Here is a 23551-nt window from a genome sequence, read left to right as displayed (position 1 = left end):
CGAGCTCGACCTCGTCACGCACCAGGGCGGACAGGTCACGCGTGGCGTCGCCGACGAGCTGACCAGCCGGGGCGGTCTCCCGCGAGGCATTTGACTCTCGACGGGTCACGGCGTCGCCACCCCGAAGCCAGACCCCGCACCGCGCGTCGCGTCGGTGGCGTCGCGGGCGGCGGCCTTCGCCGCAGCCGTCGCCTCGTGGGCCTTGTCGACCGTCGCCGCCTGCGCCTCAGCAGCCCCCCGGCGCACCTGCGGGTCCTGTATGAAGCGCCGCGCCATGGCGACCGTCCTCACGTAGGGTTCGCGTCCGGCGCGGGACCCCAACAGGAATCCGGTCGCTCCGGCGAAGGCCATGCTCAGCTTGGACATCGTGTCCTCCTCGTCCTAGACGGTGGGCGGTACGACGCAGCACGGGCGCCGAGCCGCCTGATCCCAGCCTTGCCCAATCGGGCCCCGCTCCACGCCATGCCTAGGGGTGACCACGCCGCACGTCGCCGCGCGACAGACCTCCCAAGCCGCCCGCGATCGCGAGGCCGGCCGCCAGCAGCTGCAGCGCGACGGCCAGGGTCGACTCGTCCCCCACGAGCCCCAGGACGAGCACGAGCGCTCCCGCAGCGATGGCCACCACGGCCGCCACCCGAGAGACGAGGTTGCTCAGCACCAGGCCCGTGAGCACCAGGACGATGCCCAGGCCGGCCACGCGCCAGCTCGCACCGCGGCTCGCGTCGGACAGCGCGCCCTGAGTGCACAGCAGCACGATCCCGGCCGCCACGGCGCACCAGCCACCGAGCTTGCGCGGAGAACGATCCTGCGGACCTGGGCTCGACTGCGCCTGGGCGGCCTCGACCAGGCGCTGCGTGGCTGCCGCGTGCTCCGCAACGTGCGGGGGAGCCGTCCGGTCCTCCGGGTCCGGACCCGGGCGGACGACGTCGTTGCGCACGTCGTCCAGCACCCGCGCCGGGCCCTCGGTGCTCGTGATGTCGTAGAAGAGACCGGCACGCAGGGCCACCGCTGCGGCCACCAGGCCGACCGCCGAGCCCGCGACGGTCAGCCACCACGCGAGCGCGCCCGAGCCCAGGAGAGCCACCCCGGCGCCGGCGGTGCAGGCGCCGGCGAGCATCAGCACCAGCCCGCTCCACACCAGCCGCGGCCGCACGCGGTGACGCCGGTCCTCGTGGCGCTCCGGATCTCGCCCCACCCGCTCCGCTGCGTCGTTCGGTGCACTCCTGTGTCGTGCCGCCATCCTCGACTCCTCGCTCTCGTGCTCGATGCGGTACGCACAGCCGGTACCCCGTTGGATGCGTGCCAACCGGGGTACCGGTGGCCATGACGACCACACCGCAGGAGCCCGCACCTCGGCCCGAGATCGTCCCGGGGGGCGAACCGGATCCGGGCACCCGACCCGATCCCGATCCCGGCAGGCCGGAGGCCCCGGAGGTCCCGATCGAGCCGTCGCACGCACCGCCGTTCCCGGGTGCCGACCCGGACGCGGACCCGGAGACCATGCCCCTGTAGCGGTCGAGCACGCCGTACGGGCACGGCCACCGCGCCGGTCACCCACGCGGGTGACGGCAGGCGACGGCCGTCGTGGCTAGCGTCCTGAGGGCGGGTGACGATCCCCGCACCGCTGGAACCACCGGCGACTCGGACCGGCCGCACGGAGACGAACCATGACCTCCACCCGCACCCGCCCTCGTGGCGGCTCCTTGCCCCTCGACGAGGTCTCGCGTGAGACCAGCGTCGTCCTGACCCCTGAAGGTCCGCGCGGCCCGGGATCCCGGCTCAGTCACGGCGAGAGAGCCGGCCGGACCCGCGAGCTGCTGGAAGCCGCAGCCCGTACGCCGTGCGCGGCTGTCCGTGATCGCCTGCTGGACGAGGTGGTCGGACTCAACTGCCGCATCGCCGATGCCGTGGCGACCCGCTACCGCGATCGCGGTGTGCCGCTCGACGACCTGCGTCAGTCCGCCTACATCGGCCTGGTCCGGGCAGTGCGCGCCTACGACCCGGAGCACGCGGACGATCTGCTGACCTATGCGGTGCCGAGCATCCGCGGTGAGGTCCAGCGACACTTCCGTGACCGGGCCTGGATGGTCCGCCCACCGCGCCGGGTGCAGGACCTCCAGCGCCAGGTCAACCGGTCGATCGACGACCTGCAGGACCTGCTGGGACGTGAACCCACCGAGAAAGAGGTCCGGGCCCGCGTCGGGATCGACGCCGAGACCTACGCCGAGGTGGTCGGCGCGTTCGGGTGTCTCCACCCGACGTCCCTGGACCGGCCCGTGGGCCAGGACGACGGCCTCACCATGGGAGATCTCCTGGCCGACGGCGCCGACGACCTCGGACCAGCCGAGGCGCGGTGCGTGCTCGCCCCCGTCCTGGCCAGGCTGGATCCCCGGGACCGGCGGCTGCTGCAGCTCCGCTTCTACGACGAGCTGAGCCAGCGCGAGGTGGGGCAGGCGCTCGGGCTCACCCAGACCCAGGTCTCCCGGCGTCTGCACCGGGTGCTCGACGAGCTGCGCGCGATGGTGGGAGCGCCGCCCGCCATCGACCCGCAGGAGACGCGAGCGATCGCCGGGTAGCGCGCGACGGGCCTCCGGTAGGTTGGGGGTCGATCCGAAGGTGGTGCCCGGTGCCGGACCGTCCTCAAGTGTTGCTGCGACTCGTGCACAGCCTGGCTCGTCTCGACGCTGTCGAGCCGCTGCCTCACCGCCTGTGCCGTGCCGTGGTCGACGTCTCCTCCGCCCGCCACGGCGCGATCTCGCTGGGCATCACCGCGGCAGAGCGCACGTTGCTGTGCGCCTCCAGCGAGTACGCGGCCCGCTTCGAGGACACGCAGGAACTCGTCCGCGAGGGACCCGGGCTGGAGGTGCTGAGCTCCGGCCGCGCGGTCGTCAGTGCCGACGGCGCCGAGACGCTACGGCGGTGGCCCGGCCTCGTCGGCGCCCTGGGCACGGGCTCGGTGGGGATGGAGAGCGTGGTGGTCCACGCGCTGCCGATGCGTCCGGCCTCGTCCCTGGTCGGGGTGATGACCGTGCACCATCTCGAGTCCCCCTCCGCGCCACCGTTCGACCTCTCCGACCTGCAGTTCCTCGCCGATGCCGTGGGCGCGGCCCTGGTCGGGGACCAGACGGCCCACCACGACCCGAGCCGGATGTGGTCCGAGCGGGACCGGATCTCCCAGGCCACCGGCATGGTCGTCGTCCAGCTCGCCCTGGGGCCCGACGACGCGCTCGCCGTGCTGCGAGCCCATGCCTTCGCCCAGGCGGTGAGCCTGGCCGAGATCAGCCGGCGAGTGATCGCGCGCGAGCTGGACTTCCGCACCGGTCTCGGTGAGGGGGGCGCATGAGCAGCCGCAGCCGCGACGCAGTCCTGACCGACGTGCTCGCGAGCATCGTCGGTAACAGTGTCGACGTCGCCGACGTCCTCGCCGACCTGGTCGCAGGGTGCTCGGACGACGAGGACGCGGGGGCCGTCGCCCTGCTCGCCCGATCGGGCGGATCGGCCGGATCGAGGATCGAAGAGGGCCTCGCCCTCCTCGCCGCGACCTCCCACAACGCCTCCGAGCTGGAGATGCTTCAGGCCCAGCACCTCACCGGCCCCTGCGTCGACGCGATGACCACCCATCGCTTCGTCCTTGCCGAGGGTGACGACCTCGTGCGTGAGTACGGCGACGTGGGACGGGCGATCCGGGACGCCGGGTTCGAGCGCGTCGAGGCCTACCCGATGCGCTGGCGCGGCGAGACCCTCGGCGGTCTCAACGTCTTCCACCACACCGTCGGCGGCGAGGAGGGTCACCGCCACGCCCAGACCTACGCCGACCTCGCCAGCGTCGTGCTCGCTCAGTCGGGCGCGACGTCCGCCATGGTCGGCGCCAGCCTCGACGACGCCCTGGTCGCCCGCTCGGTCGTCGAGCAGGCCAAGGGGGTGCTGGCCTACGTCGAGGACCTCGACATGGAGCAGGCCTACCGGCTGTTGCTCCGACTCTCCCACGAGTCCGAGCGCTCGCTGACCGAGCTCGCCGAGACGGTCGTCCGGCTGCGCCGACGCCCCTGAGTCCATCCCGGACCTTGCCGGGTGTGCGTATACTTGTGGCGTCGGGAGAGCCCAACACGCGACTCATGACCCGGCTGCATTCCTCGGAGATCGCATGTCACACATGTCCGCAGCCGCCTCCTCCACCTACGGCCACGCGTCGCCACGCGATGAGTTCGCCGCAACCCGTCCCCACCACCTGTCGGTGGTCGACACCGAGGCCGCCGACTCGCCGCTCTCACCGCGGGAGGCCGAGGTGGTCGCCCTGATCCAGCGGGGCCTGAGCAACCTCGAGATCACCCACGAGCTCTACCTGAGCCTCAACACGGTCAAGAGCCACATCCGCTCGGCCTACCGGAAGATGGGCGTGACCACGCGCGCCCAGGCTGTCATCTGGTGCTTCACGCACCCTCTCTGACGCACGCGTGTGCGTCTCATGGCCGGCGCCGCGGCGGCCATGTCGACTGCTACGGTTGCACCATCCCAGACGGAGCCCATCCAGCGACCCCGTCATGATGAGGCGCCCGACTGCACTTGCGCTGGTCCTCTCTTCCTGGAGCGATCACGTGCCCGGACCTCTCGATGTCGCCGCCATGCTGGCCGCTGCGACGCGCGACCTCCGCGACCCCGACGACCTCGATGCCACGCTGCACACCATCGTCACCGTCGCCCGCGACTCCATCCCGTCGGTCGACCACGTCGGCATCTCGCTCGCCCACCGCGACGGGACCGTGACCACCACGGCGGCCAGTGACGACTTCGTCGTCGAGCTCGACCTCCTGCAGTACGACATGGGAGAGGGACCGTGCCTGCACGCGATGGGCACTGAACCGGTGGTCCGGGTGGAGGACGCCGCGACGGAGACCCGCTGGCCGCGCTTCATGCCCGAGGCGGTGCGTCGCGGCGTCAGGTCGCAGATGGGGGTCCGGCTCTACGCCGACGCCCAGACCTTCGGGGCGCTGAACCTCTACTCGGTCTCGAGCAACGTCGTGACCGACGAGGCCGAGCAGCTGGCCGAGCTCTTCGCGATGCACGTCGCGCTGGTGCTCGGTCAGGCCCGCCGCGTGGAGAACCTCAACACCGCCCTGGCCAGCCGCAAGGTCATCGGCCTGGCCCTGGGCCTGGTCATGGAGCGGCACTCCCTCGACGAGGACACCGCGTTCGCCTATCTCACCCGCCTCTCGGCCACCACGGAGACCAAGCTGCGCGACGTCGCCGCCGACCTCGTCGAGCAGCACCACACGCGGGTGCGCTCAGGCCGGGAGGGCGGGGCGGCCGAACCGGACCTGCCGAGCCAGGAGACACCCCCGCCCATGCAGGTCCACCCGCGCCGGTCCTGAGCCTGCGCTTCAGACCGCGCACGGAGGGGTACCGGGCCGCGTGCCCACTACCTGTCGCATCTCACCCGACGACCTCCTCGAGCAGCACGGTACGACGTACGCCGCACAGGCGGGGATCACGCTGCGCGACAAGCCGATGCCGCTCTTCCAGCTGCTCGTACTCACGATGCTGTCCTCGATCCGGATCTCGGCCGACGTGGCGGCGGACGCGGCCGGCGAGCTCTTCCGCTGCGGGTGGCGCACCCCGCAGCGCCTGCGCGACTCCACCTGGCAGCACCGCGTGGACGCCCTGGGACGCGGCGGGTACCGCCGCTACGACGAGAGCACGGCGACCCGTCTCGACGAGCTGGCCGCACGGGTGCAGGAGGAGCACCGTGGAGACCTGCGCCGGATCCGTCCCGGTCCCGACGGGTCCGTGGAGGACCTCGCCCGGGCGGTCTCCGACTTCGGCCGCATCGGCCCCACCGGGGCCGGCATCTTCCGCCGCGAGGTGCAGGCGGTCTGGCCCGAGATGGCGCCGTACTTCGACGACCGGGCCCGCCAGGCCGCCCTCGACCTCGGCTACCCCACGAGTCCCGAGGCGCTGGCCGACCTGGTGGCCGACCGCGACACGGCACGTCTGTCGGCGGCACTGGTGCGCTGGTCGTTGACCCAGAACTGACCGCCCGCGCAGGCGAGGCGTTCCTTCTCCGGGGTGATACCCGACGGCCCGCTGCTGCCTAGCGTTGTCCGCACGCCATCAGCACACCCGGGAGCCCCATGAATCAGCACCACAGTCGCCCCGTCTCCCAGGACCGGGCCAGTGACCCGCCGCAACAGGTGCGGGTGACGATCGACGGGAAGGACCGACCGGCCGAGGACGGCAGACCGCTGGTCGAGGCCCTGGTCGGACGTGAGCCCGTCGACGACCTGCGTCCCGGCTTCCCCGACGTGTGCTACCACCCGGTGCTGGGGCCGATCCAGACCTGCGACACGTGCCTGGTCGAGGTGGACGGCGAGCTGACGCGCAGCTGCGCCACCCCGGTCACCGACGGCCTGTCGGTGACCACGACCGGTCGGTCCGAGGAGGCGCGCGAGGAGGCAGCCCAGCGGCTGATCCGCAAACACATCCTCTACTGCACGGTGTGCGACCACAACGACGGCGACTGCGACCTCAAGCGGGGCATCGAGGCCTCGGGTCTTACCCGGGAGAGGATCGACTTCGCCGCCAAGCCGTACGACGTCGACGACACCAACCCCTTCTACCGCTACGACCCGGACCAGTGCATCCTGTGCGGTCGGTGCGTCGAGGCCTGCCAGAACGTCCAGGTCACCGAGACCCTCTCCATCGACTGGGAGTCCGACGACCCACGCGTCCTGTGGGACGGAGGGTCGTTCATCGGCGAGTCGTCGTGCGTCTCCTGCGGCCACTGCGTGACGGTCTGCCCGTGCAACGCCCTGATGGAGAAGTCCATGCTCGGCCGACACGGGCTCTTCACCGACTGGCCCGACGAGACTCGCGCACCGGCGATCGACCTGGTCAAGGACGTCGAGCCGACCACCGGCTACCTCCCGCTCTACGCCCTGTCCAACGCCGAGGCGACGGCCCGCGCCGCGGCCACCCGCATCACCAAGACGGTCTGCACCTACTGCGGGGTCGGCTGCTCCTTCGACGTGGAGACCCGCGGGCGCGAGATCCTGCGAGTGCAACCGCAGCGGGAGGGACCTGCCAACTCGATCTCGACCTGCGTCAAGGGCAAGTTCGGGTGGGACCACATCAACGCCGAGGACCGGCTCACCGTGCCGCTGGTGCGCGACGGCAACCGCTTCCGCGAGGCCACCTGGGACGAGGCCCTCGACCTGGTGGCCCGTCGGCTGGGTGAGATCGTGGAGCGGGACGGCTCCGACGCGGTCGCGGTGATCGGCTCCTCCAAGGCCACCAACGAGGAGTCCTACCTCACCCAGAAGCTGGCCCGGCAGGTGCTCGGCACGCACAACACCGACAACTGCTCGCGCTACTGCCAGGCACCCGCCACCGAGGGACTGTGGCGCACGGTCGGCTACGGCGGGGACGCCGGATCGATCAGCGACATGGAGCGCGCGGATCTGGTGCTGGTCGTGGGCTCCAACACCTCGGACTCCCACCCGGTCATCGCCGCGCGGCTGCGCCGGGCCCAGAAGCTGTCCGGGCACCAGCTGATCGTCGCCGACCTGCGCCGCCACGAGCTCGCCCAGCGGGCCGACGTCTTCCTGCGCCCGCGTCCCGGCACCGACCTGGTCTGGCTCTCCGCCCTGACCCGTCACATCCTCGACCAGGGGTGGGCCGACGACGACTTCCTCGCCACCCGGGTCTCCGGTCTCGACGACTACCGTGCGTCGCTGGAGCCGTTCACCCTCGCGTACGCCGAGGAGCGCACCGGGATCCCCGCCGAGCAGCTCGCCGACGTCGCGGAGCGGATCGTGCGTGCCGAGTCGGTGGTGGGCCTGTGGGCGATGGGCGTGACCCAGCACGTCATGGGATCGGACACGTCCACGGCGATGTCCAACCTGCTGCTCGTCACCGGCAACTACGGGCGGCCGGGCACCGGGGCGTACCCGCTGCGCGGCCACAACAACGTCCAGGGCTGCAGCGACTTCGGCACCATCAACTCCTACTATCCCGGCTACCAGCCGATCGGTGACGAGGAGGTCGCCGCGAAGTTCGCCGACGCCTGGGGCCGAGAGCTCGGACCCGAGCCGGGACTCGACAACCACGGCATGGTCGACGCCGCGCACGACGGTTCCTTGCACGGGCTGGTCATCGTCGGCGAGGAGCTCTCCCTCGTCGACGCCAACGTCCACTACGTCCAGGAGGCCCTGGAGCGCCTCGACTTCGTCGTGGTCACCGAGCTCTTCTTCTCCCGCACGTGCGAGTTCGCCGACGTCGTCCTGCCGGCGGCCGCCTCGTTGGAGAAGGACGGCACCTTCACCAACACCGAGCGCCGGATCCAGCGGCTCTACGCGGCGATGGACCCGATCGGCGAGTCACGGCCGGACTGGCAGATCCTGCGCGACCTGGCCTCGCGGATGGGCTACGAGTGGGGCTACTCCCACCCGGCCGAGATCATGCACGAGATCGCCGGCCTCACCCCGATGTTCGCCGGCGTGACCTACGACCGTCTCGAAGGCTACGACTCGCTGCAGTGGCCGGTCGCCGAGGACGGCACGGACACCCCGCTGCTCTACACCGAGTCCTTCCACTTCGATGACGGTCTCGCGCGGCTGTATCCCCTGGAGTTCCGCGAGCCCTCCGACCAGCCGGACGACGAGTACCCGCTCCACGTCAACAACGGTCGGGTGCTCGAGCACTTCCACGAGGGCAACCTCACGCTGCGCTCACCGGGGCTCACCCAGCTGGTGCCCGACACCTACGCGGAGATGACGCGTCGTACGGCGGCCGAACAAGGGGGGCTCGCCACCGGTGACTGGGTGCGGCTGGTCTCACGACGTGGCGAGATCACCGTCCGGGTGCTTCTGTCCGACGAGGTGGCCGACAACGAGCTCTACGTCCCGATGCAGGCCGCCGAGATCAACCTGTTGACGTCCAACGACACCGACCCCGACTCCCACACGCCTGCCTACAAGGAGATCGCCGTCCGCCTCGAGCGCACCGACGGACCCCAGGAGCTGCGGGGCGGCAAACGGCGAGGCGCGGACCGGGCCCGGCGCGGCTCACGCGACGTCCAGGGCGACCCGACCGGCAGCCCGCTGCCTCGCGGCCACCACCGCTACGGCAACCCCACGCCGCAGTCGGGGGTCGAGGTCGAGCGCAAGTGGGCCCGGGCCGACTACCGCTCCCCCACCGAGGCCGAGCCACCCGGCAGCAAGGCCTGACCGCCCCCTCGACCCGACAGGAACGGAGCCTCTCCCTGATGGCCACCTCGCTCGGCTACACCCCGCCACCCCCGCCCGACACCGCCGCCCGCGACGACCTGGACGACTTGGTGCGCGCACTGCACGAGTCCGGGTTGCTGCGCGCGCTCGCCGGCGGGGCGCGGTCCTACCCGGTGCTGCTCTCCCAGCTCCTCAGGACCGTCGACGCCTCCACCGTACGGTCGGCGATCGCACTGGCCGGGGCCCTGCGTGACGCCCGGCCCGAGCAGGCGGAACGGCTCGCCGCCGGGCTGCGCGACGCCCGGCACGCCGCCGGCGAGGTCGCCGCAGCGCCGGCGGAGGGTCCGCTCGGGCTGCTGCGACGACTGCGCGACCCGGACACCCGGCGCGGCATCTCCGCCGCCTTGGCTGCCGTGGCGGCGGTCGGTGCGTCACTCGGCCCTGCAGACCGAGACTGATCCTGGCCACAGCGATGATGGGTGAGACAGCGGACGCAGCGTTGCCGAAGGGGCCGCCTCGTTCATCTAACCGGAAGCTCTGTTCAACCCAGTTGAACAGAGCTTCCGGATAAGCCGACCAGGCAACCTGGACGCCGCGTCTCGGCGCGCGCGCACCAGCGTCAGCGCGTAGCCGCCCACGGGCAGCAGCGCGCCGCCGACGGCCAGGTCGGCGGTCTCGGAGAAGCACATCTACGGCACCGGTTCACGGATCGGGCAGGACGTCACGCATCAGGGTGAGCAGGGTCGACAGCGGGATCGCCGCTCGCCCGGCGGCGTTGCGCAGCCGGTCCTCGGCGTCGGTCGGCGACAGGCCGCGGGTGCGGGCGAGCAGGGTGGCCACGATGGCCAGGTCGGTCGCCTCCTGCAGGATCTCAGGGGCGCGGCGAGCCAGCGCGAGGCCGGCGAGCGAGGGGTCGGCATCCACCATGGCGCCCTGCGCGAAGGCACCGAGCAGGTCTGCGAGCTCGTCGCGCAACCCGTCGAAGGCACCCTCCACGCTGCCGTAGAGGTTGAAGCCGGCCACCGGCTCGTCCGGGTGCAGCACCGGCAACGACAGCGTGGAGCGCACCTGATGCTTGCGCGCCGCCGCCGAGAACAGCGGCCATCGCTCCTCGATCTCCGCGACCGTGCTCGCGTCGATGGGCGCACCGTCGCGGAGCGCGTCGATGCACGGGCCGCCGTCGACGTACTGGACGGCGTCCAGCGCGGCCATCTCTCCGGCGTCGGCCATCAAGGTGATCGTGATGCCGTGCTCGCGCAACGAGATGCTCATCCCCGAGCAGTGCGGGGCGATGGCACGGACCTGGCCGGCCAGCGCGGTGAAACGCTCGAACAGGTCGACGCCGTTCCACATGAACGGTCCGTAGAGCTCCTCAGCCCGGAGGCTCTCCTCGATGGGACGCATGGACATCGCTACCTCCAGGGGTCGTCGGGGACGTTGCCGACTCAAGCGGCCAGGACGTGACGCATCACGTCCAGCAGGTCGGACAGGGGGATCACGGCGCGCTCCGAGGCGTCTCGCAGGCGCTGCTCGGCCTCCCCCACCTGCAGGCTCCACGCCTGCGCCAGCAGGGTCGCGACGATGGTCAGCTCGGTCGACTGCCGCATCACGGTCGGCGCGAGGCGCGAGCGCACCAGGCCGGCCAGGGTCGGGTCCGCATCGACGAGGCAGTCCTCCGCCCAGGTCCCGAGGACATCGCTGAGCTGCTCGTGGAGGCCGGCGAAGGCGCCGGAGACGCCGCCGTACAGGTTGAAGCCCGCCATCGGCTCGTCGAGGTTGCGCACCGGGAGCGACAGGGTCGAGCAGACGCCGTACCTACGAGCGGCCTCGGAGAACATCGGCCAGGACTCGCCCAGCTCCGCGTGGTCCTCGGCACTGACGCTCGTTCCCTCCCGCAGCGCATCGACGCAGGGACCGCCGTCGACGTACTGCACCGCGTCGAGCGTGGAGATGCGGCGGTCGGCGGCCATCACCGTGAGCGTGATGCCGTGCTCACGCAGGGACGCGCTCATCCCCACGCAGTCCGGTGCCACGTCGCGCACCTGCTCGGCGAGCGAGAGGAAGCGCTCGTAGAGGTCGACGTCGCCCCACAGGAACGGACCGTACAGATCCTCGGCCTCGGCGGTCTCGCCGATCGGTCGCAAGGTCATGCCATCACCTCCCCGGGGATGCCCCCGAGGCTAGCCACGGCATCCGGGTCGGCGACCCACCCCCAAGGACCACCTCAGGGGTGATCGGGTCCGAGACGGACGCTGTTGGCCCTAGGGTGGGAAGATGCCAGTTGCCGGACCCGTGCGCGTTGCCATCGTCAACGACTACGACATCGTGGTGCGCGGGCTCGCCGCCGTGCTCGACGGCCACGCCGAGCTGGTCCGGGTGGTCGAGACCGACAGCAGGCTGCCGGTCGTCAGCGACGTCGACGTCATCCTCTACGACACCTTCGGGCAGGCCCAGGGGCGGGCAATGGACATCTCCGGCCTCGTCGGCTCCTCGTCGGCTCGCGTCGTCGTCTTCAGCTGGAACGTCGATCGCAACCTGATCGACCAGGCCCTGGCGACCGGGGCGAGCGCCTACATCTCCAAGAGCGTCGAGCGAGACGACCTGCTCGACGCCCTGGACCGGGTCCGGCGGGGCGAGCGGGTCGTCGCCGTCTCCCCGGACGGCGCAGCCGCGGAGTCCGGCCGGGTCGGGCGGTGGCCGGGCGACGAGCACGGGCTCAGCCCCCGCGAGTCCGAGGTCCTGGCGCTGATCTGCCAGGGACTGTCCAACGAGGAGATCACCGAGCGGGCCTTCATCGGCATCAACACGGTCAAGACCCACATCCGGACGGCCTATCGCAAGATCGGGGTCACGACCCGGAGCCAGGCGGTGATCTGGGGCCTCCAGCACGGGTTCGAGCCGGACCGCTCGCGCGACGTACGGAGCCAGTCCCGCGGCCACCCCTGAGACCGGTCAGTGACACACGCCACACGTCACCTCTAGGGTCGCACCGTGATGGGGACATGGGACTGATCTCGCCGCGCCTGCCCGACCTCGACTACGAGGAGTGGGAGCGCAAACCGCTGATGCAGCGGATCAAGCCGATGGCGCAGGACTGGGCCGAGGGCGGTTTCGGCACGCCCGACGCCGTGCTGGTGCTGTACGTCGTCAAGATCGCGCTCTACGCCTTCGGCGCGGCAGCGATCACCGCCCTGACTCCGGGGATCGGCTCCCTGGGCGACATCGGTGACTGGTGGACCGAGCCGATCTTCTTCCAGAAGGTCGTCGTCTTCACGCTCCTCTTCGAGGTGCTCGGTCTCGGGTGTGGCTTCGGGCCGCTCACGCTGCGCTTCCTGCCACCCGTCGGTGCGCCCCTGCACTGGTTGCGCCCCGGCACGATCCGGTTGCCTCCCTGGCCGGCCCGGGTGCCGCTCACCGCCGGCACCACCCGGTCGATGACCGACGTGGCGCTCTACGTGGCCGTCGTCGCGGCGGCCCTGTGGCTGCTGCTCTCCCCCGGCCAGGGCGAGTCGGTCGGCTCGGTGGGCAGAATCGACCCGTGGCGCTTCCTGCCACTCTTCGCCGCCCTCGGTCTCATCGGGTTGCGCGACAAGACGATCTTCCTGGCCGCCCGTACGGAGGTCTACGGCACGCTGGCGCTGATGTTCCTCTTCAGCGGGGCGGACCTGGTCGTCGGGGTGAAGTTCCTGATCGTGCTGATCTGGTGGGGCGCGGCCTTCTCCAAGCTCAACCAGCACTTCCCCCACGTCGTGGCCGTGATGATGAGCAACAGCCCGATCCTCCGGGTCAAGGCGCTCAAGCGTCGCTTCCACCGCGACTTCCCGGAGGACCTCCGTCCCGGCAGGCTGTCCGAGAACCTCGCCCACGGCGGCACGGTGATCGAGTTCGGCGTGCCACTGGTGCTGCTGCTCTCCAACGGCGGCTGGCCGACCTACGTCGCGGCCGTCGTGATGATCTGCTTCCACCTGCAGATCCTCACGTCGCTCCCGATGGGCGTGCCGCTGGAGTGGAACGTCTTCATGATCTTCGCGATCGGCTTCCTCTTCGTCGACAAGGCCGACGTCTCCGTGGGCGACATGTCCCACCCGGTGCTGGTCTTCGCGATCGTCCTCGCCGCCGGGGCCGTCGTGGTGACGGGCAACTTCTTCCCGAAGCAGTTCTCGTTCCTGCCGTCGATGCGCTACTACGCCGGCAACTGGGCCACCTCGCTGTGGTGCCTCACCCCTGAGGCCGTGGCCAAGCTCGATGGCTCGGTCAACAAGGTGGCGCGCCTGCCCAGCGCGCAGCTCGAGACCCTGTACGACGCCGAGATGGCCACCTTGCTCAGCCACAAGGTCTTCGCGTTCCGCTCGATGCACACCCATGGGCGCGCACTCTTCGCCCTGATCCCGCGGGCGTGCGGCGAGGACCGCGACGTCGTCACGAGCCGCTACGCGATCCACGACGGCGAGTTCGTCGCCGGGATCGCCCTGGGGTGGAACTTCGGCGAGGGCCACCTCCACAACGAGCAGCTGGTGGAGGCTCTTCAGGAGCGGTGCGGCTTCGAGCCGGGCGAGGTGCGCGTCGTGATGCTGGAGTCGCAACGCTTCCTCGACCCACGCCAGGAGTACCGCATCGTCGACGGCGCCACCGGCGAGATCGAGCGCGGCGTCGTGAAGGTCGCCGACATGCTGGAGCGTCAACCCTGGGACGGCGAGATCCCGACGTACGACGTCGTGGTCAGCGCCGCCCCGCACCCGACCTGATCGGGAGCCCGTCCTCGACCATGTCGAGCAGGTGGCCCGTGAGCCCGAAGGCGGACGCGAGCACGGGGACCGCGGCCGGTGCGACGTGCCCGACCCCCTCGAGCAGGATGGACTCGACCGGGCTCAGCGCATCACTGAGCCGGCGCTCGTCCCCGTCCCGATCGTCGGACCCCTCGCCCCTGTCGTCGTCCGGGCTCTCGTCCGGGCCCGCGTCGGGTTGCGGGGTGGGCTCCGGGGTCGGCCCCGGTGATCCCAGCGGCGTGGCGCCGCCCGACCCCTGGGTGGGGACGGCGGCCGTCGTGGGCGCGACGCTCACGGTCGACCCGACCGGCGGTGCCGGCTCGGCCGGCTCCTCGACACCCGGCTGGTCGTCCCGCTCTCCGGCGCGACGGGTGACACCCCCCTGCTGCTCAGCCTGCTGCTCAGCCGACTGCTCGGTCTGGTCGACGGGCGGCGGCTCGGGCAGAGCGAGCACCGCCGGCGGCTGTTCACGCGCGGGCTCCACCCCCGCTACGACCAGCCCCACCAGGGCGGCCGAGCCGACCACGAGGGCAAGCAGGACAGCGACGCCGGCGAACCGTCGACGGCGACGTCCGCTGCGTGTGGAGTGGAGCTCGATCTCCGGCACCTGCAGACCCCCCGCTGTCGACCTGGGACCAGAGTAGGGAAGTTCGGCGCGGACGTGCGCGTAGCCTCGCCGTGTGAGCCACACGTCTCCTGCCAGCACCGACCTCCAGAGCCCCCGGGGCCTGGACGGCCTCGGCAGCACCTTCGCCGACGCGGTCCCGGAGCTCGCCCTGCCCTGGACAGCAGCGGAGGCTCCGACGCCACGCCTGCTGGCCCTCAACGAGACCCTGGCGGGCGACCTGGGGCTGGACCCGGCCGAGCTGCGCACCGACGCCGGGCTCGGGCTGCTGGTCGGCACCCGCCTGCCAGCCGGCGCGAAGCCGGTGGCCCAGGGCTACGCCGGACACCAGTTCGGCGGCTTCGCGCCCCGCCTCGGGGACGGGCGCGCCCTCCTCCTGGGCGAGCTGCACGACCGTCACGGCCGACGGCGCGACCTGCACCTCAAGGGGTCGGGGCGCACACCGTGGGCCCGCGGGGGCGACGGGCTGGCCGCGGTCGGTCCGATGCTGCGCGAGTACGTCGTCAGCGAAGCCCTCCACCACCTCGGCGTCCCCACGACCCGCGCGCTCGCGGTCACCGCGACCGGTGCGATGGTGCGCCGGGAGGTGCCGTTGCCGGGGGCGGTGCTGGCCCGCGTCGCGTCGAGCCACCTGCGCGTGGGCAGCTTCCAGTACGCGCGCGCCCTGGACCAGGCGTCCGACCAGCAGCCCGACGAGCCGGGCGGAGACGTCGCACGACGCCTCGCCGACCACGCGATCGCGCGGCACTACCCGGAGCTCGCCTCGATCGGGTCGGACGACGAGCGCTACCTGGCCTTCTACCGCTCCGTGGTCTCCGCGCAGGCGGCACTGGTCGCCCGCTGGATGCTGGTCGGCTTCGTGCACGGCGTGATGAACACCGACAACGTGACCATCTCCGGCGAGACCATCGACTACGGACCGTGTGCCTTCCTCGACGTCTTCGACCCCACCGCGGTCTTCAGCTCGATCGACGAGGGCGGTCGCTACGCGTTCGGCAACCAGCCACCGATCACCGAGTGGAACCTCGCCCGCCTGGCCGAGGCGCTGCTCCCGTTGCTGCACGAGCAGCAGGAGCAGGCCGTCGAGCTCGCCGTCGAGGCCCTCGGCGGCTTCCGGGAGCAGTACGCCGAGGCGTGGTCGACCGGGATGCGGGCGAAGCTCGGGATCACCCACGTCGACGCCGAGGTCGGGGACGCGCTCGTGGACGACCTGTTCGGGTTGATCCGCGGCCAGGCCGACTACACGTCGTACTTCCGGGCGCTCGGGCGCGCGGCGCGCGGCAACCTCTCGGACGCCCGCGACCGCGTGCTCGACGTCGCCGGCTTCGACGCCTGGGCGACGCGGTGGTCGTCGCTGCAGCCGGACGCCGACGCGATGGACCGGGTCAACCCGATCTACATCGCTCGCAACCACCTCGTCGAGGAGGCACTCACCGACGCCACCGCCGGTGACCTGACCGCCTTCGAGCGGCTCAACGATGCGCTGGCCCGGCCGTTCGACGAGCGCGCCGGGTTCGAGCGCTACGCCGAGCCGGCACCCGACAGCTTCGGGCCCTACACGACGTACTGCGGCACCTGATCGAGCCGCGGCATCCCGGGGAGGCGATCAGCTGCCCGCGAGTCCGGGCTCCAGGAGCGCTCGCTGCTGGGCAGTGAGCGGGACCGTCGCGCGTCGCGCGTAGTCGAAGCTGACCAGCACCACCCTCACGCTGGCGGCGACCACGTCGTCCTGCACGACGTCGCAGCGCAGCGTGAAGGACGACGTGCCGACGGCGACGAGACCGACGTCGATGGCGAGCTCACCCACGTGGACCTCGGCGCGGAAGTCGGCGTTGACGTTGGGCACGATCACGCCGGTGTCGAGGGCCTCGGCGTCGACACCGTGTCCGAGCGAGCCCAGGTGGGCGCGCCAGGCGATCCCGCACCGCTGGAGGATCGCGTGGAAGGGCAGGTGCGCGCCGTAGCCGGGGGCGGTGGGGTCCAGCTGGTCGGCGTCGATCCGGCAGTCCTCGGGCGTGATGGTCATCGTGGTGCGCACCCCCCGATGCTCCCAGTCCGGCGAGCCGGCCCGGCCGACGGGTGGCTGGTGGGTCACGTGCTCGGAGGCGATGAGTAACGATGCGAGTAACCGTTCGAGGAGAAAATCCACAGAACGGTAACAACACTCCCGGGCGGCACGCTGCGGTCTAGACCGATACATCCAATTTTCGGTAACACGAGACGCACGGGAGATTGTCACGTTGACTACTTCTGACGGTCACAGCACCACCAACTCCCCCCACTCCGCAGCACCCAGCGCCACGTCGCGGAGGTCGAAAGGAACCACCATGATCCTCACCCTCGTCCTCGGTTGCATCGCAGGCGCCCTCACGCTGGCCACGGTGGCCTCGCGTCCGGCCACCGACCGCTCGCGCCAGCAGATGAGCGCCCGGCGCGAGAAGTTCGTGGCGCGCAACCCCACCCACGTGAACTCCGCCGACATCGTCGCCTCGCTGCGACGTGCGGGCATCGACGCCGACCAGGCGACGTTCATCACCGACCGCGCCCACGAGCAGGGGATCAAGCCCTTCACGCTGTGGCTCTGGGTCGAGCAGTTCGGCGCCGAGGCCCTGAGCATCGTGGTGGCCGCCGACCTGACCCACCGCGACCTGCTGACCCACATCAGCAACGGCACCATGCCCGACATGGAGGAGCTCAAGCTCTTCGCCGCTGCCAACGGGCTGGAGGTCGAGGCAGCGCCGGCCACCGAGAAGCGAGGCGTCTCGCCGTCGGTGAAGGCCAAGAAGCGCCCCCCGATGCCGCCGATCTTCGACCCCGGCACCTACCCCGGCCTCGAGGTCCCCTCGCGTCGTCGGGTCAACCTCAGCGACAACGTCTTGCGTGACGGTGGCACCGGCGACGCAGCCGCTGCCTGATCCAGCCTTCGCGCGGGGCCTTCAGCCCACCGGTCAGCGCACCGAGCCCCGCAGCGTCGAGGCGTCCTCAGGTCGGTCTCCGCGAGCCAGGAGCTCCCGCGCGGCGTCCAGGTCGCCGGCGCCGTCCCACAGCAGGACTCCCCGGACGGCGGTGTCGTCGAGGTAGTAGACGACCATCCCACCCTCGGGGTCGTCGACCGGGTCGAGGACGGTCTCCAGGGACGAGTCCAGGGTCCCGACTGCCTCGTAGCCCAGCCCCAGGACGTCGGAGTAGAACATCGGGGTGTGGTCGTAGGTCTCCTCCGAGCCGGCCATGATCCGCCCGACCGCTCCACCCATGGAGTCGGCGTTGTCGACGTGCTCGACCCGCCTGCGGCCGAGGATCCGGTCGGGGTACTGCGCGACATCTCCGGCCGCGTAGATGTCGGCGACCGAGGTCCGTAGGTGCTCGTCGACGACGATTCCGCCGTCCTCACTGCGTCGTACGACGCCGTCCACGACGTCGCCGGCGGGCTCGATGCCGAGGCCGATCACCACCACGTCCGCCCGGATCGACGACCCGTCGGAGAGGTGGACCACGACGTGCTCGCCGTCCTGCTGTCCGGAGGTGACCTTCATCCCGGGGGCCCGCCGTACTCCTGCGTCGTCGAAGCGCGCCTGGAAGGAGTCGGCCAGTGACGGTGGGAACATCGCGCCGCCCAGCACCTGGTCGGGGTGCACGATGGTGACCGGGCAGTCGTGCTGGCTCAGCGCGGCGGCGATCTCGCTGCCGATGTAGCCGCCTCCGACGACGACGACCTCGGGCCTGGCCCGACTGAGCTCCCGGAGCCGCTGGTAGTCCTGGAGCGTGCGGAAGTAGAGCACGCGCTCGGAGGGGTCCAGCCCGTCGAGGCGGCGCGGGCGCCCACCCGTGGCGAGCAGCAGGCGGCCGTAGCCGAACGTGTCCCCGGCCGACGTCGTGACGGTCCTGGTGTCCGGACTCACCGAGGTCACCGGTGTCCCGAGGTGCAGGGTCGCCGATGTCTCCTCGGCGGTGTCGAGGGCGGCGTCCTCGAAGGTGAAGTCCGGGTCGGTCCACAGCTTCTTGGACAGCGCCGGCCGCGGAAAGGGCGCCGTCCGCTCCTCGCCGACGATGCCGATCGAGCCCGACGAGCCCTGCTCCCGGATGCCCTTGGCTGCCGCGTCGGCGACCATCCCGCCCCCGACGATGACGAAGTCGTAGTCATAGTGCATGCCCTCGACGCTAGGTCGCGGCCGACCGAGGACCCTCCACCCGGCAGGGTGATCAGGGGGCCACACTGACCGGTGAGCAGCGCCCTCGACCAGGCCGACTTCACCGCACTGATCGTCACCCGCCTCGCCGGACGCACGCCGTACGTCGTCCTCGCGGAGGCGGAGGCGCGGAGGCGCGGAGGCGAACGTCGCGATCAGTGTCGGCCGGGCTGCGCCGGGAGCCCGGCATCCCTCAGCTGGTCGGGACCGAGGTCCAGCGGCGCCAGCACCGGACGTACGTCGCCGGCAGCCGTGACCCAGCCGATGCCCTCCTCGTAGCGCCGGATCACCCGCGCCGGAGCCCCACCCACCACGGCGCGGTCCTCGACGGTCCCGCGCACGACCGACCCGGCCGCGACGACGACGTTCTCGCCGATGATGGTGCCCGGCAGGATGATCGCGCCGTGCCCGATCCACGACCCCGAGCCGATCACGACGGGGTGGTGCTCGCCCAGCTGGCGCCCGATCGGGGTCTCGAGCTCCTGGTAGCCGTGACCCGCATCGGAGACGAACACGTCCTGCCCGCACCACACGTCGTCCCCGATCGTCACCGACGAGTGGGCCGTGATGCACGCCCGCGCCCCGATCACGCAGCGATCACCGATCACCAGCGCCCGAGGCGGCAGGTGGGTCTCTCCGGGTCCGTAGCCGACCGACAACGTGGCCTGGCGACCGATGAGCGTGCGTTCGCCGACGTGGATGGAACCGACGTTCATCACGGTGGCGACCGGGAAGCCGATCGCGCTCCCCGCGCCGAACGAGCCGAAGCCCTCGGCGGCGCGGGTGCCCGGCACGATCTCGCCCACCCGGTCGAGCCACGACCATGCCCGCTGAACCGCACTGTTGACCAGGCGCTTGCGGCGGTTCACGGGTCGCGGAGTGGCGGGAGTCACAGGCGCGAGCGTAGAGGACTGGCTGGTTCGAGGCAGACGGCTCGGGCCTAGGCTTGCCCCCGTGAGTGCCACGCTGGTCGCCAAGGACCTGTCCGGTGGCCACACCCACCGCACGTTGTTCGAGAGTCTCGACCTGACGGTCGCCCCTGGCGACGTCGTGGGCGTCGTCGGTGCCAACGGTGCCGGCAAGACGACGCTGCTGCGCCTGCTCGCGGGGGCCGACGTCCCCCTCGGAGGATCGGTCTCCACCGCGCCCGGCGATGCGTTCGTGGGGTGGCTTCCCCAGGAGCACGAACGGGTCGCCGGCGAGACGGTCTCCGGCTACCTGGCTCGCCGTACGGGTGCCTCGGCCGCGACCGAGGCGATGGAGACCGCCGCCGGCGCGCTCGGGTCGGACGTGCCCGGTGTCGACGACGCCTACGCCGTCGCACTGGACCACTGGTTGGCCAGCGGTGCTGCCGACCTCGAGGACCGGATGCCCGGCGTGCTGGCCGACCTCGGCCTGGGGTCGCTCTCGGACCGGGCCGGCGCCGACGCCCTGATGACTTCGCTGTCGGGAGGCCAGGCCGCCCGCGTCGGCCTCGCGGCCCTCGTGCTGAGCCGCTTCGACGTCGTCCTGCTCGACGAGCCCACCAACGATCTCGACTTCGACGGTCTCGCCCGGCTGGAGTCGTGGGTGCAGGGACTGCGCGCCGGCGTCGTCCTGGTCTCGCACGACCGCGAGTTCCTCGCCCGCTGCGTCACCCGGGTGGTCGAGCTCGACCTTGCGCAGGGACAGGTCGCCGTCTACGACGGGGGCTACGACGCCTTCCTGGAGGAGCGGGCGGTCGCGCGACGCCACGCCCGCGAGGCCTACGACGAGTACGCCGACAAGAGGGCCGACCTCGTCGGACGCGCGCGCACGCAACGCGAGTGGAGCTCGCAAGGCGTGCGCAACGCGATGAAGAAGAGCCCGGACAACGACAAGATCCGGCGCCGCGCCCAGAGCGAGTCGTCGGAGAAGCAAGCCCAGAAGGTGCGCCAGATGGAGTCGCGGATCGCCCGACTCGAGGAGGTCGAGGAGCCGCGCAAGGAGTGGACGCTGCAGTTCCGGGTGGCGACTGCCCCACGGTCCAGCACGGTGGTCGCTGCCCTGGACGAGGTCGCCGTACGGCGGGGTGACTTCACCTTCGGGCCGGTCACCGTGCAGGTCAACGCCGGCGACCGGATCGGGATCGTGGGGCCCAACGGTGCGGGCAAGACGACGCTGCTGCGGCTGCTCCTGGGGCAGCTCTCCCCGGACTCCGGCCGCGCATCGCTCGGGGCGTCACTGGCGGTCGGCGAGATCGACCAGGCGCGGGCGGTGCTGCCCGAGACGTCGCGCCTCGGCGATGCCGTCGAGGCCGAGGTGCCGTCGTGCACGCCGGCCGAGGTGCGCACGCTGCTGGCGAAGTTCGGCCTGAAGTCCGACCAGGTGACCAGCATCGTCGGAGACCTGTCGCCCGGGGAGCGCACCCGGGCGGCGATGGCGTTGCTGCAGGCTCGCGGCGTCAACGTGCTCGTGCTCGACGAGCCGACCAACCACCTGGACCTGCCCGCCATCGAGCAGCTCGAGGAGGCGCTCGACGCCTACACCGGCGCGCTGCTGCTGGTCACCCACGACCGACGGCTGCTGGACGCCGTACGGCTGGACGAGCGGTGGCGGGTCGAGGCGGGCCGGGTCACGACCGGCTGAATGTCGGTCCTGACAGACGGCGGGCCGGACGTGCCCTAAGGTCAACGCCGTGGACCTCTCGCACAGACTGCAGGGCAGGACGATCGTGGTGACCGGCGCAGGCTCGGGCATCGGCCGCGGGACGGCGTTGCGGCTGGCGCGTGAGGGGGCGTACGTCGCGGCGCTGGACGTCGTGCCGGACGGGCTCGAGGGACTGGCCGACGAGGTGGGCCCGACGAGGTCGGGTGGTCAGGTCGTCACCGGTCCGGTCGACATCTCGTCGGAGGAGTCCGTGAAGGCGGCGATCGCCTCGGTGACTGACGCGCGCGGGGGCCTGGACGCCGTGGTCAACGCCGCTGCGGTGCACTACGGCGACCACACGCACGAGATGTCGCTGGAGCGCTGGAACCGGCTGCTGTCGATCAACCTGACCGGCACGTTCCTGATGACGCGCGAGACGATCCCGGCGCTGCTGGAGTCGCAGCACGGCGGGGTGATCGTCAACTTCAGCTCCACGTCGGCCTACTTCGCCCACCCCTACATGGCGGCGTACTCGGCCACCAAGGGGGCGATCATGTCGTTCACGCACGCGATCGCGCTGGAGTACGCCGACCGCGGGCTGCGGGCCGTCAGCGTCGTGCCGGGTGGCATCGAGACCGCGATCACCGGCTCGACGCCGGCGAACCTGCCGGCCGACGTCGACTGGGACAAGTTCGCCAAGCTGATGCCCGTGCTCGGGCGCGGCAAGTTCGGCACCCCCGACAGCATCGCCGGCGTCGTCGCGATGCTCGTGAGCGACGACGGCGCCTACATCACCGGAACCGAGATCAGGGTCGACGGCGGGACCCACATGTAGGTCACTACGATCGAGGCGTGGCTACCCCGCTCCGTCGACAGGTGGTCGTCGTCGCACTCGTCGTGGCGGTGATCGGCGCGGCGCTGTTCGTCGGTTTCGGGGGCGGCTCGTCCGACCGACCCGAGGCAGCAGGAGTGACCGCCTCGCCTTCGCCGAGCTCGTCGCCCTCCGTGCCCGCCGTGCCCGCCGTGCCCGCCGAGGTGACGCCCGACCAGTTCTGCTCGGCGTTCCTGACGTTCGTGGATGCCAACTCCGAGTTCACCAGCCGGCTGGACGCCGCGAGCGGCGAGGACCTGGTCGACGTCGCCCGCAGCATGTTCACCCTGCCCACCCCGATCGGGATGAGCCCCGGAGCCCGGGTGAGCCTGGACCAGCTCGTGGCCGGCACCCTGCCGCAGGTCGCGGACACCGTGCCCGAGGTGACGATCGACGCCGCACCCGACCCGGCGTACGACGCCGAGCCCGACCAGGCGGCGTTCGACGCCTACCTGCAGGCCAGCTGCCCGGCCTGACGACTGATCAGGTCGTCGCGCCCCGCACGGCGCTCACGATGTCGGCCATGGCTGCCGGGTGGGCAAGGCGAATCCCGGCGAGGTCGGCGGGCCTGAACCACCGCAGCTCGTCGTGCTCGTCCGGCGCGACGTTGACCGGCTCGCCCTCCCAGCTCCTGACGAGGAAGGCGTGCACGTCGAGGGTGGGGTCGATCACCGACAGGAGCATGGGCACGGGATCGTGCACGCGCACACCGAGCTCCTCGCGGCACTCGCGCACGATCGCCTGGTGCGGCGCCTCGCCCGGCTCGACGTGTCCGCCGACGAGATCCCAGCAGTCGGGGTACCACCGCCGCGCGGGATGGCGGTGCCCCAGGAGCACGCGACCGTCGCGCACCAGGGCCGCGACCGCGATCCGGGTCCGCGGTGACATGGCGTCACCCTAGGGGGCTGCGCGTGGAGGGAGCGTGCGCGGACCCGTGATCCTGTTTCCACAGCTCGTTCGAACACCATAGCGAATGTCGGCGGTCGGTCCTAGAATTGACCCATGGCCCAGACCACCACCCCGACCGCGATCGCCGCGGTCCGCGACGCCCAGGACGCAGTTGCTGCGGCCGAGGTCGTGTCGCTGCAGTCAGTAGTGGCCTGGGCTGCCGAGCACCGCGTCGAGCGCGGTGTGGTGACCGAGCAGACCTTCGGCGAGAACGGCGTCCTGCTCGGCGGGATCGGGTGCCCACTCGTGTCGGAGTTCGATGTCTACGACCTCGCCGCGACGCTGGGCATGTCATCCGATGCCGGGTGCAACTTCGTCGGCAAGAC

Annotated in this window: 25 protein-coding genes and 1 pseudogene; 17 read left to right on the top strand and 9 right to left on the bottom strand. The window is 71.5% G+C overall.

Translation table 11 applies throughout. The features are described from left to right. Positions 1–105: 105 nt before the first annotated feature. On the bottom strand, positions 106–366 hold the full coding sequence (locus Q1K33_RS13410; protein ID WP_300404756.1) for a hypothetical protein: 261 nt from the start codon (positions 364–366) through the stop codon (positions 106–108). Between the two features lie 100 nt (positions 367–466). Continuing rightward, positions 467–1240: a hypothetical protein gene (locus tag Q1K33_RS13405; protein ID WP_300404754.1), complete on the bottom strand. Its 774-nt coding sequence runs from the start codon at positions 1238–1240 to the stop codon at positions 467–469. 83 nt (positions 1241–1323) lie between these two features. Here Q1K33_RS13405 and Q1K33_RS13400 point away from each other — a divergent pair, with 83 nt between their 5' ends. The 9 genes from Q1K33_RS13400 (at position 1324) to Q1K33_RS13360 (ending at position 9679) form a co-directional block, all read left to right on the top strand. Beyond that, positions 1324–1512 (top strand): hypothetical protein, encoded by a 189-nt coding sequence (locus Q1K33_RS13400; RefSeq protein WP_300404752.1) that lies wholly within the window; start codon positions 1324–1326, stop codon positions 1510–1512. A gap of 155 nt (positions 1513–1667) precedes the next feature. Then, positions 1668–2576 carry a sigma-70 family RNA polymerase sigma factor gene (locus Q1K33_RS13395; protein WP_300404750.1) on the top strand — a complete coding sequence of 303 codons (909 nt, stop codon included), beginning with the start codon at positions 1668–1670 and terminating at the stop codon, positions 2574–2576. 68 nt (positions 2577–2644) lie between these two features. Next, positions 2645–3343, top strand: coding sequence for a GAF and ANTAR domain-containing protein (locus Q1K33_RS13390; RefSeq protein ID WP_300404748.1), 699 nt, complete (start codon positions 2645–2647; stop codon positions 3341–3343). Next, positions 3340–4050, top strand: coding sequence for an ANTAR domain-containing protein (locus tag Q1K33_RS13385; RefSeq protein ID WP_300404746.1), 711 nt, complete (start codon positions 3340–3342; stop codon positions 4048–4050). Before Q1K33_RS13390 ends, Q1K33_RS13385 begins: the two co-directional genes overlap by 4 nt. A 103-nt stretch (positions 4051–4153) precedes the next feature. Then, positions 4154–4447, top strand: coding sequence for a helix-turn-helix transcriptional regulator (locus tag Q1K33_RS20765; RefSeq protein ID WP_363319712.1), 294 nt, complete (start codon positions 4154–4156; stop codon positions 4445–4447). Positions 4448–4595: 148 nt separating this feature from the next. Next, entirely contained in the window at positions 4596–5369 is a 774-nt protein-coding gene (locus tag Q1K33_RS13375) for a GAF and ANTAR domain-containing protein (RefSeq protein ID WP_300404744.1), read from the top strand. A 40-nt stretch (positions 5370–5409) separates the two neighbouring features. Further along, positions 5410–6030, top strand: coding sequence for an endonuclease (locus Q1K33_RS13370; protein ID WP_300404742.1), 621 nt, complete (start codon positions 5410–5412; stop codon positions 6028–6030). A 98-nt stretch (positions 6031–6128) separates the two neighbouring features. Then, positions 6129–9221: a formate dehydrogenase subunit alpha gene (fdhF, locus tag Q1K33_RS13365; RefSeq protein WP_300404740.1), complete on the top strand. Its 3093-nt coding sequence runs from the start codon at positions 6129–6131 to the stop codon at positions 9219–9221. Positions 9222–9259: 38 nt separating this feature from the next. Beyond that, complete coding sequence (locus Q1K33_RS13360; protein ID WP_300404738.1) at positions 9260–9679, top strand: DUF1641 domain-containing protein; 420 nt, start codon at positions 9260–9262, stop codon at positions 9677–9679. A gap of 244 nt (positions 9680–9923) precedes the next feature. On the opposite strand, the gene Q1K33_RS13355 is transcribed toward Q1K33_RS13360, so the two are convergent. Further along, a complete protein-coding gene (locus Q1K33_RS13355; protein ID WP_300404736.1) occupies positions 9924–10631 on the bottom strand; it encodes a GAF domain-containing protein in 708 nt (235 codons plus the stop codon). Positions 10632–10666: 35 nt separating this feature from the next. After that, a complete protein-coding gene (locus Q1K33_RS13350; RefSeq protein WP_300404734.1) occupies positions 10667–11371 on the bottom strand; it encodes a hypothetical protein in 705 nt (234 codons plus the stop codon). A 124-nt stretch (positions 11372–11495) separates the two neighbouring features. Here Q1K33_RS13350 and Q1K33_RS13345 point away from each other — a divergent pair, with 124 nt between their 5' ends. Together Q1K33_RS13345 and Q1K33_RS13340 are read left to right on the top strand one after the other, a co-directional pair. Further along, positions 11496–12167: a response regulator transcription factor gene (locus tag Q1K33_RS13345; RefSeq protein ID WP_300404732.1), complete on the top strand. Its 672-nt coding sequence runs from the start codon at positions 11496–11498 to the stop codon at positions 12165–12167. Between the two features lie 56 nt (positions 12168–12223). After that, positions 12224–13966 carry a DUF3556 domain-containing protein gene (locus Q1K33_RS13340; protein WP_300404730.1) on the top strand — a complete coding sequence of 581 codons (1743 nt, stop codon included), beginning with the start codon at positions 12224–12226 and terminating at the stop codon, positions 13964–13966. Here Q1K33_RS13340 and Q1K33_RS13335 read toward each other — a convergent pair. Further along, positions 13941–14594: a hypothetical protein gene (locus Q1K33_RS13335; RefSeq protein WP_300404728.1), complete on the bottom strand. Its 654-nt coding sequence runs from the start codon at positions 14592–14594 to the stop codon at positions 13941–13943. The genes Q1K33_RS13340 and Q1K33_RS13335 overlap by 26 nt on opposite strands. Positions 14595–14667: 73 nt before the next feature. On the opposite strand from Q1K33_RS13335, the gene Q1K33_RS13330 reads away from it, so the two are divergent. Further along, positions 14668–16191 (top strand): protein adenylyltransferase SelO family protein, encoded by a 1524-nt coding sequence (locus tag Q1K33_RS13330; protein ID WP_300404726.1) that lies wholly within the window; start codon positions 14668–14670, stop codon positions 16189–16191. Positions 16192–16218: 27 nt separating this feature from the next. Here Q1K33_RS13330 and Q1K33_RS13325 read toward each other — a convergent pair whose 3' ends face one another. After that, positions 16219–16650, bottom strand: a complete 432-nt coding sequence (locus Q1K33_RS13325; RefSeq protein WP_300404725.1) for a thioesterase family protein — start codon at positions 16648–16650, stop codon at positions 16219–16221. 289 nt (positions 16651–16939) lie between these two features. Here Q1K33_RS13325 and Q1K33_RS13320 point away from each other — a divergent pair, with 289 nt between their 5' ends. Next, positions 16940–17527, top strand: coding sequence for a hypothetical protein (locus tag Q1K33_RS13320; protein ID WP_300404723.1), 588 nt, complete (start codon positions 16940–16942; stop codon positions 17525–17527). 33 nt (positions 17528–17560) lie between these two features. On the opposite strand, the gene Q1K33_RS13315 is transcribed toward Q1K33_RS13320, so the two are convergent. Then, the gene (locus Q1K33_RS13315; RefSeq protein ID WP_300404721.1) at positions 17561–18760 is read right to left on the bottom strand and encodes an FAD-dependent oxidoreductase; all 1200 of its coding nucleotides are present in this window, start codon (positions 18758–18760) and stop codon (positions 17561–17563) included. 194 nt (positions 18761–18954) lie between these two features. Next, positions 18955–19692, bottom strand: a complete 738-nt coding sequence (locus tag Q1K33_RS13310) for an acyltransferase (protein WP_300404719.1) — start codon at positions 19690–19692, stop codon at positions 18955–18957. Positions 19693–19753: 61 nt separating this feature from the next. Here Q1K33_RS13310 and Q1K33_RS13305 point away from each other — a divergent pair, with 61 nt between their 5' ends. The 3 genes from Q1K33_RS13305 to Q1K33_RS13295 are packed head-to-tail and all read left to right on the top strand — an operon-like array spanning position 19754 to position 22753. Then, the gene (locus Q1K33_RS13305; protein WP_300404717.1) at positions 19754–21406 is read left to right on the top strand and encodes an ABC-F family ATP-binding cassette domain-containing protein; all 1653 of its coding nucleotides are present in this window, start codon (positions 19754–19756) and stop codon (positions 21404–21406) included. Between the two features lie 49 nt (positions 21407–21455). After that, the gene (locus Q1K33_RS13300; RefSeq protein WP_300404715.1) at positions 21456–22241 is read left to right on the top strand and encodes an SDR family NAD(P)-dependent oxidoreductase; all 786 of its coding nucleotides are present in this window, start codon (positions 21456–21458) and stop codon (positions 22239–22241) included. 17 nt (positions 22242–22258) lie between these two features. Next, positions 22259–22753 (top strand): hypothetical protein, encoded by a 495-nt coding sequence (locus tag Q1K33_RS13295; protein ID WP_300404713.1) that lies wholly within the window; start codon positions 22259–22261, stop codon positions 22751–22753. Positions 22754–22760: 7 nt separating this feature from the next. On the opposite strand, the gene Q1K33_RS13290 is transcribed toward Q1K33_RS13295, so the two are convergent. Next, positions 22761–23165, bottom strand: coding sequence for an NUDIX domain-containing protein (locus tag Q1K33_RS13290; RefSeq protein WP_300404711.1), 405 nt, complete (start codon positions 23163–23165; stop codon positions 22761–22763). Between the two features lie 114 nt (positions 23166–23279). Here Q1K33_RS13290 and Q1K33_RS13285 point away from each other — a divergent pair. Continuing rightward, positions 23280–23551 (top strand): annotated as a pseudogene (locus Q1K33_RS13285) (hypothetical protein); the annotation flags it as partial.

Source organism: Nocardioides sp. (genome assembly GCF_029937575.1).
Lineage (GTDB): Bacteria > Actinomycetota > Actinomycetes > Propionibacteriales > Nocardioidaceae > Nocardioides.
Note: the sequence above shows the minus strand (reverse complement) of the source record. Positions and strands in the feature narration are given on the sequence as shown.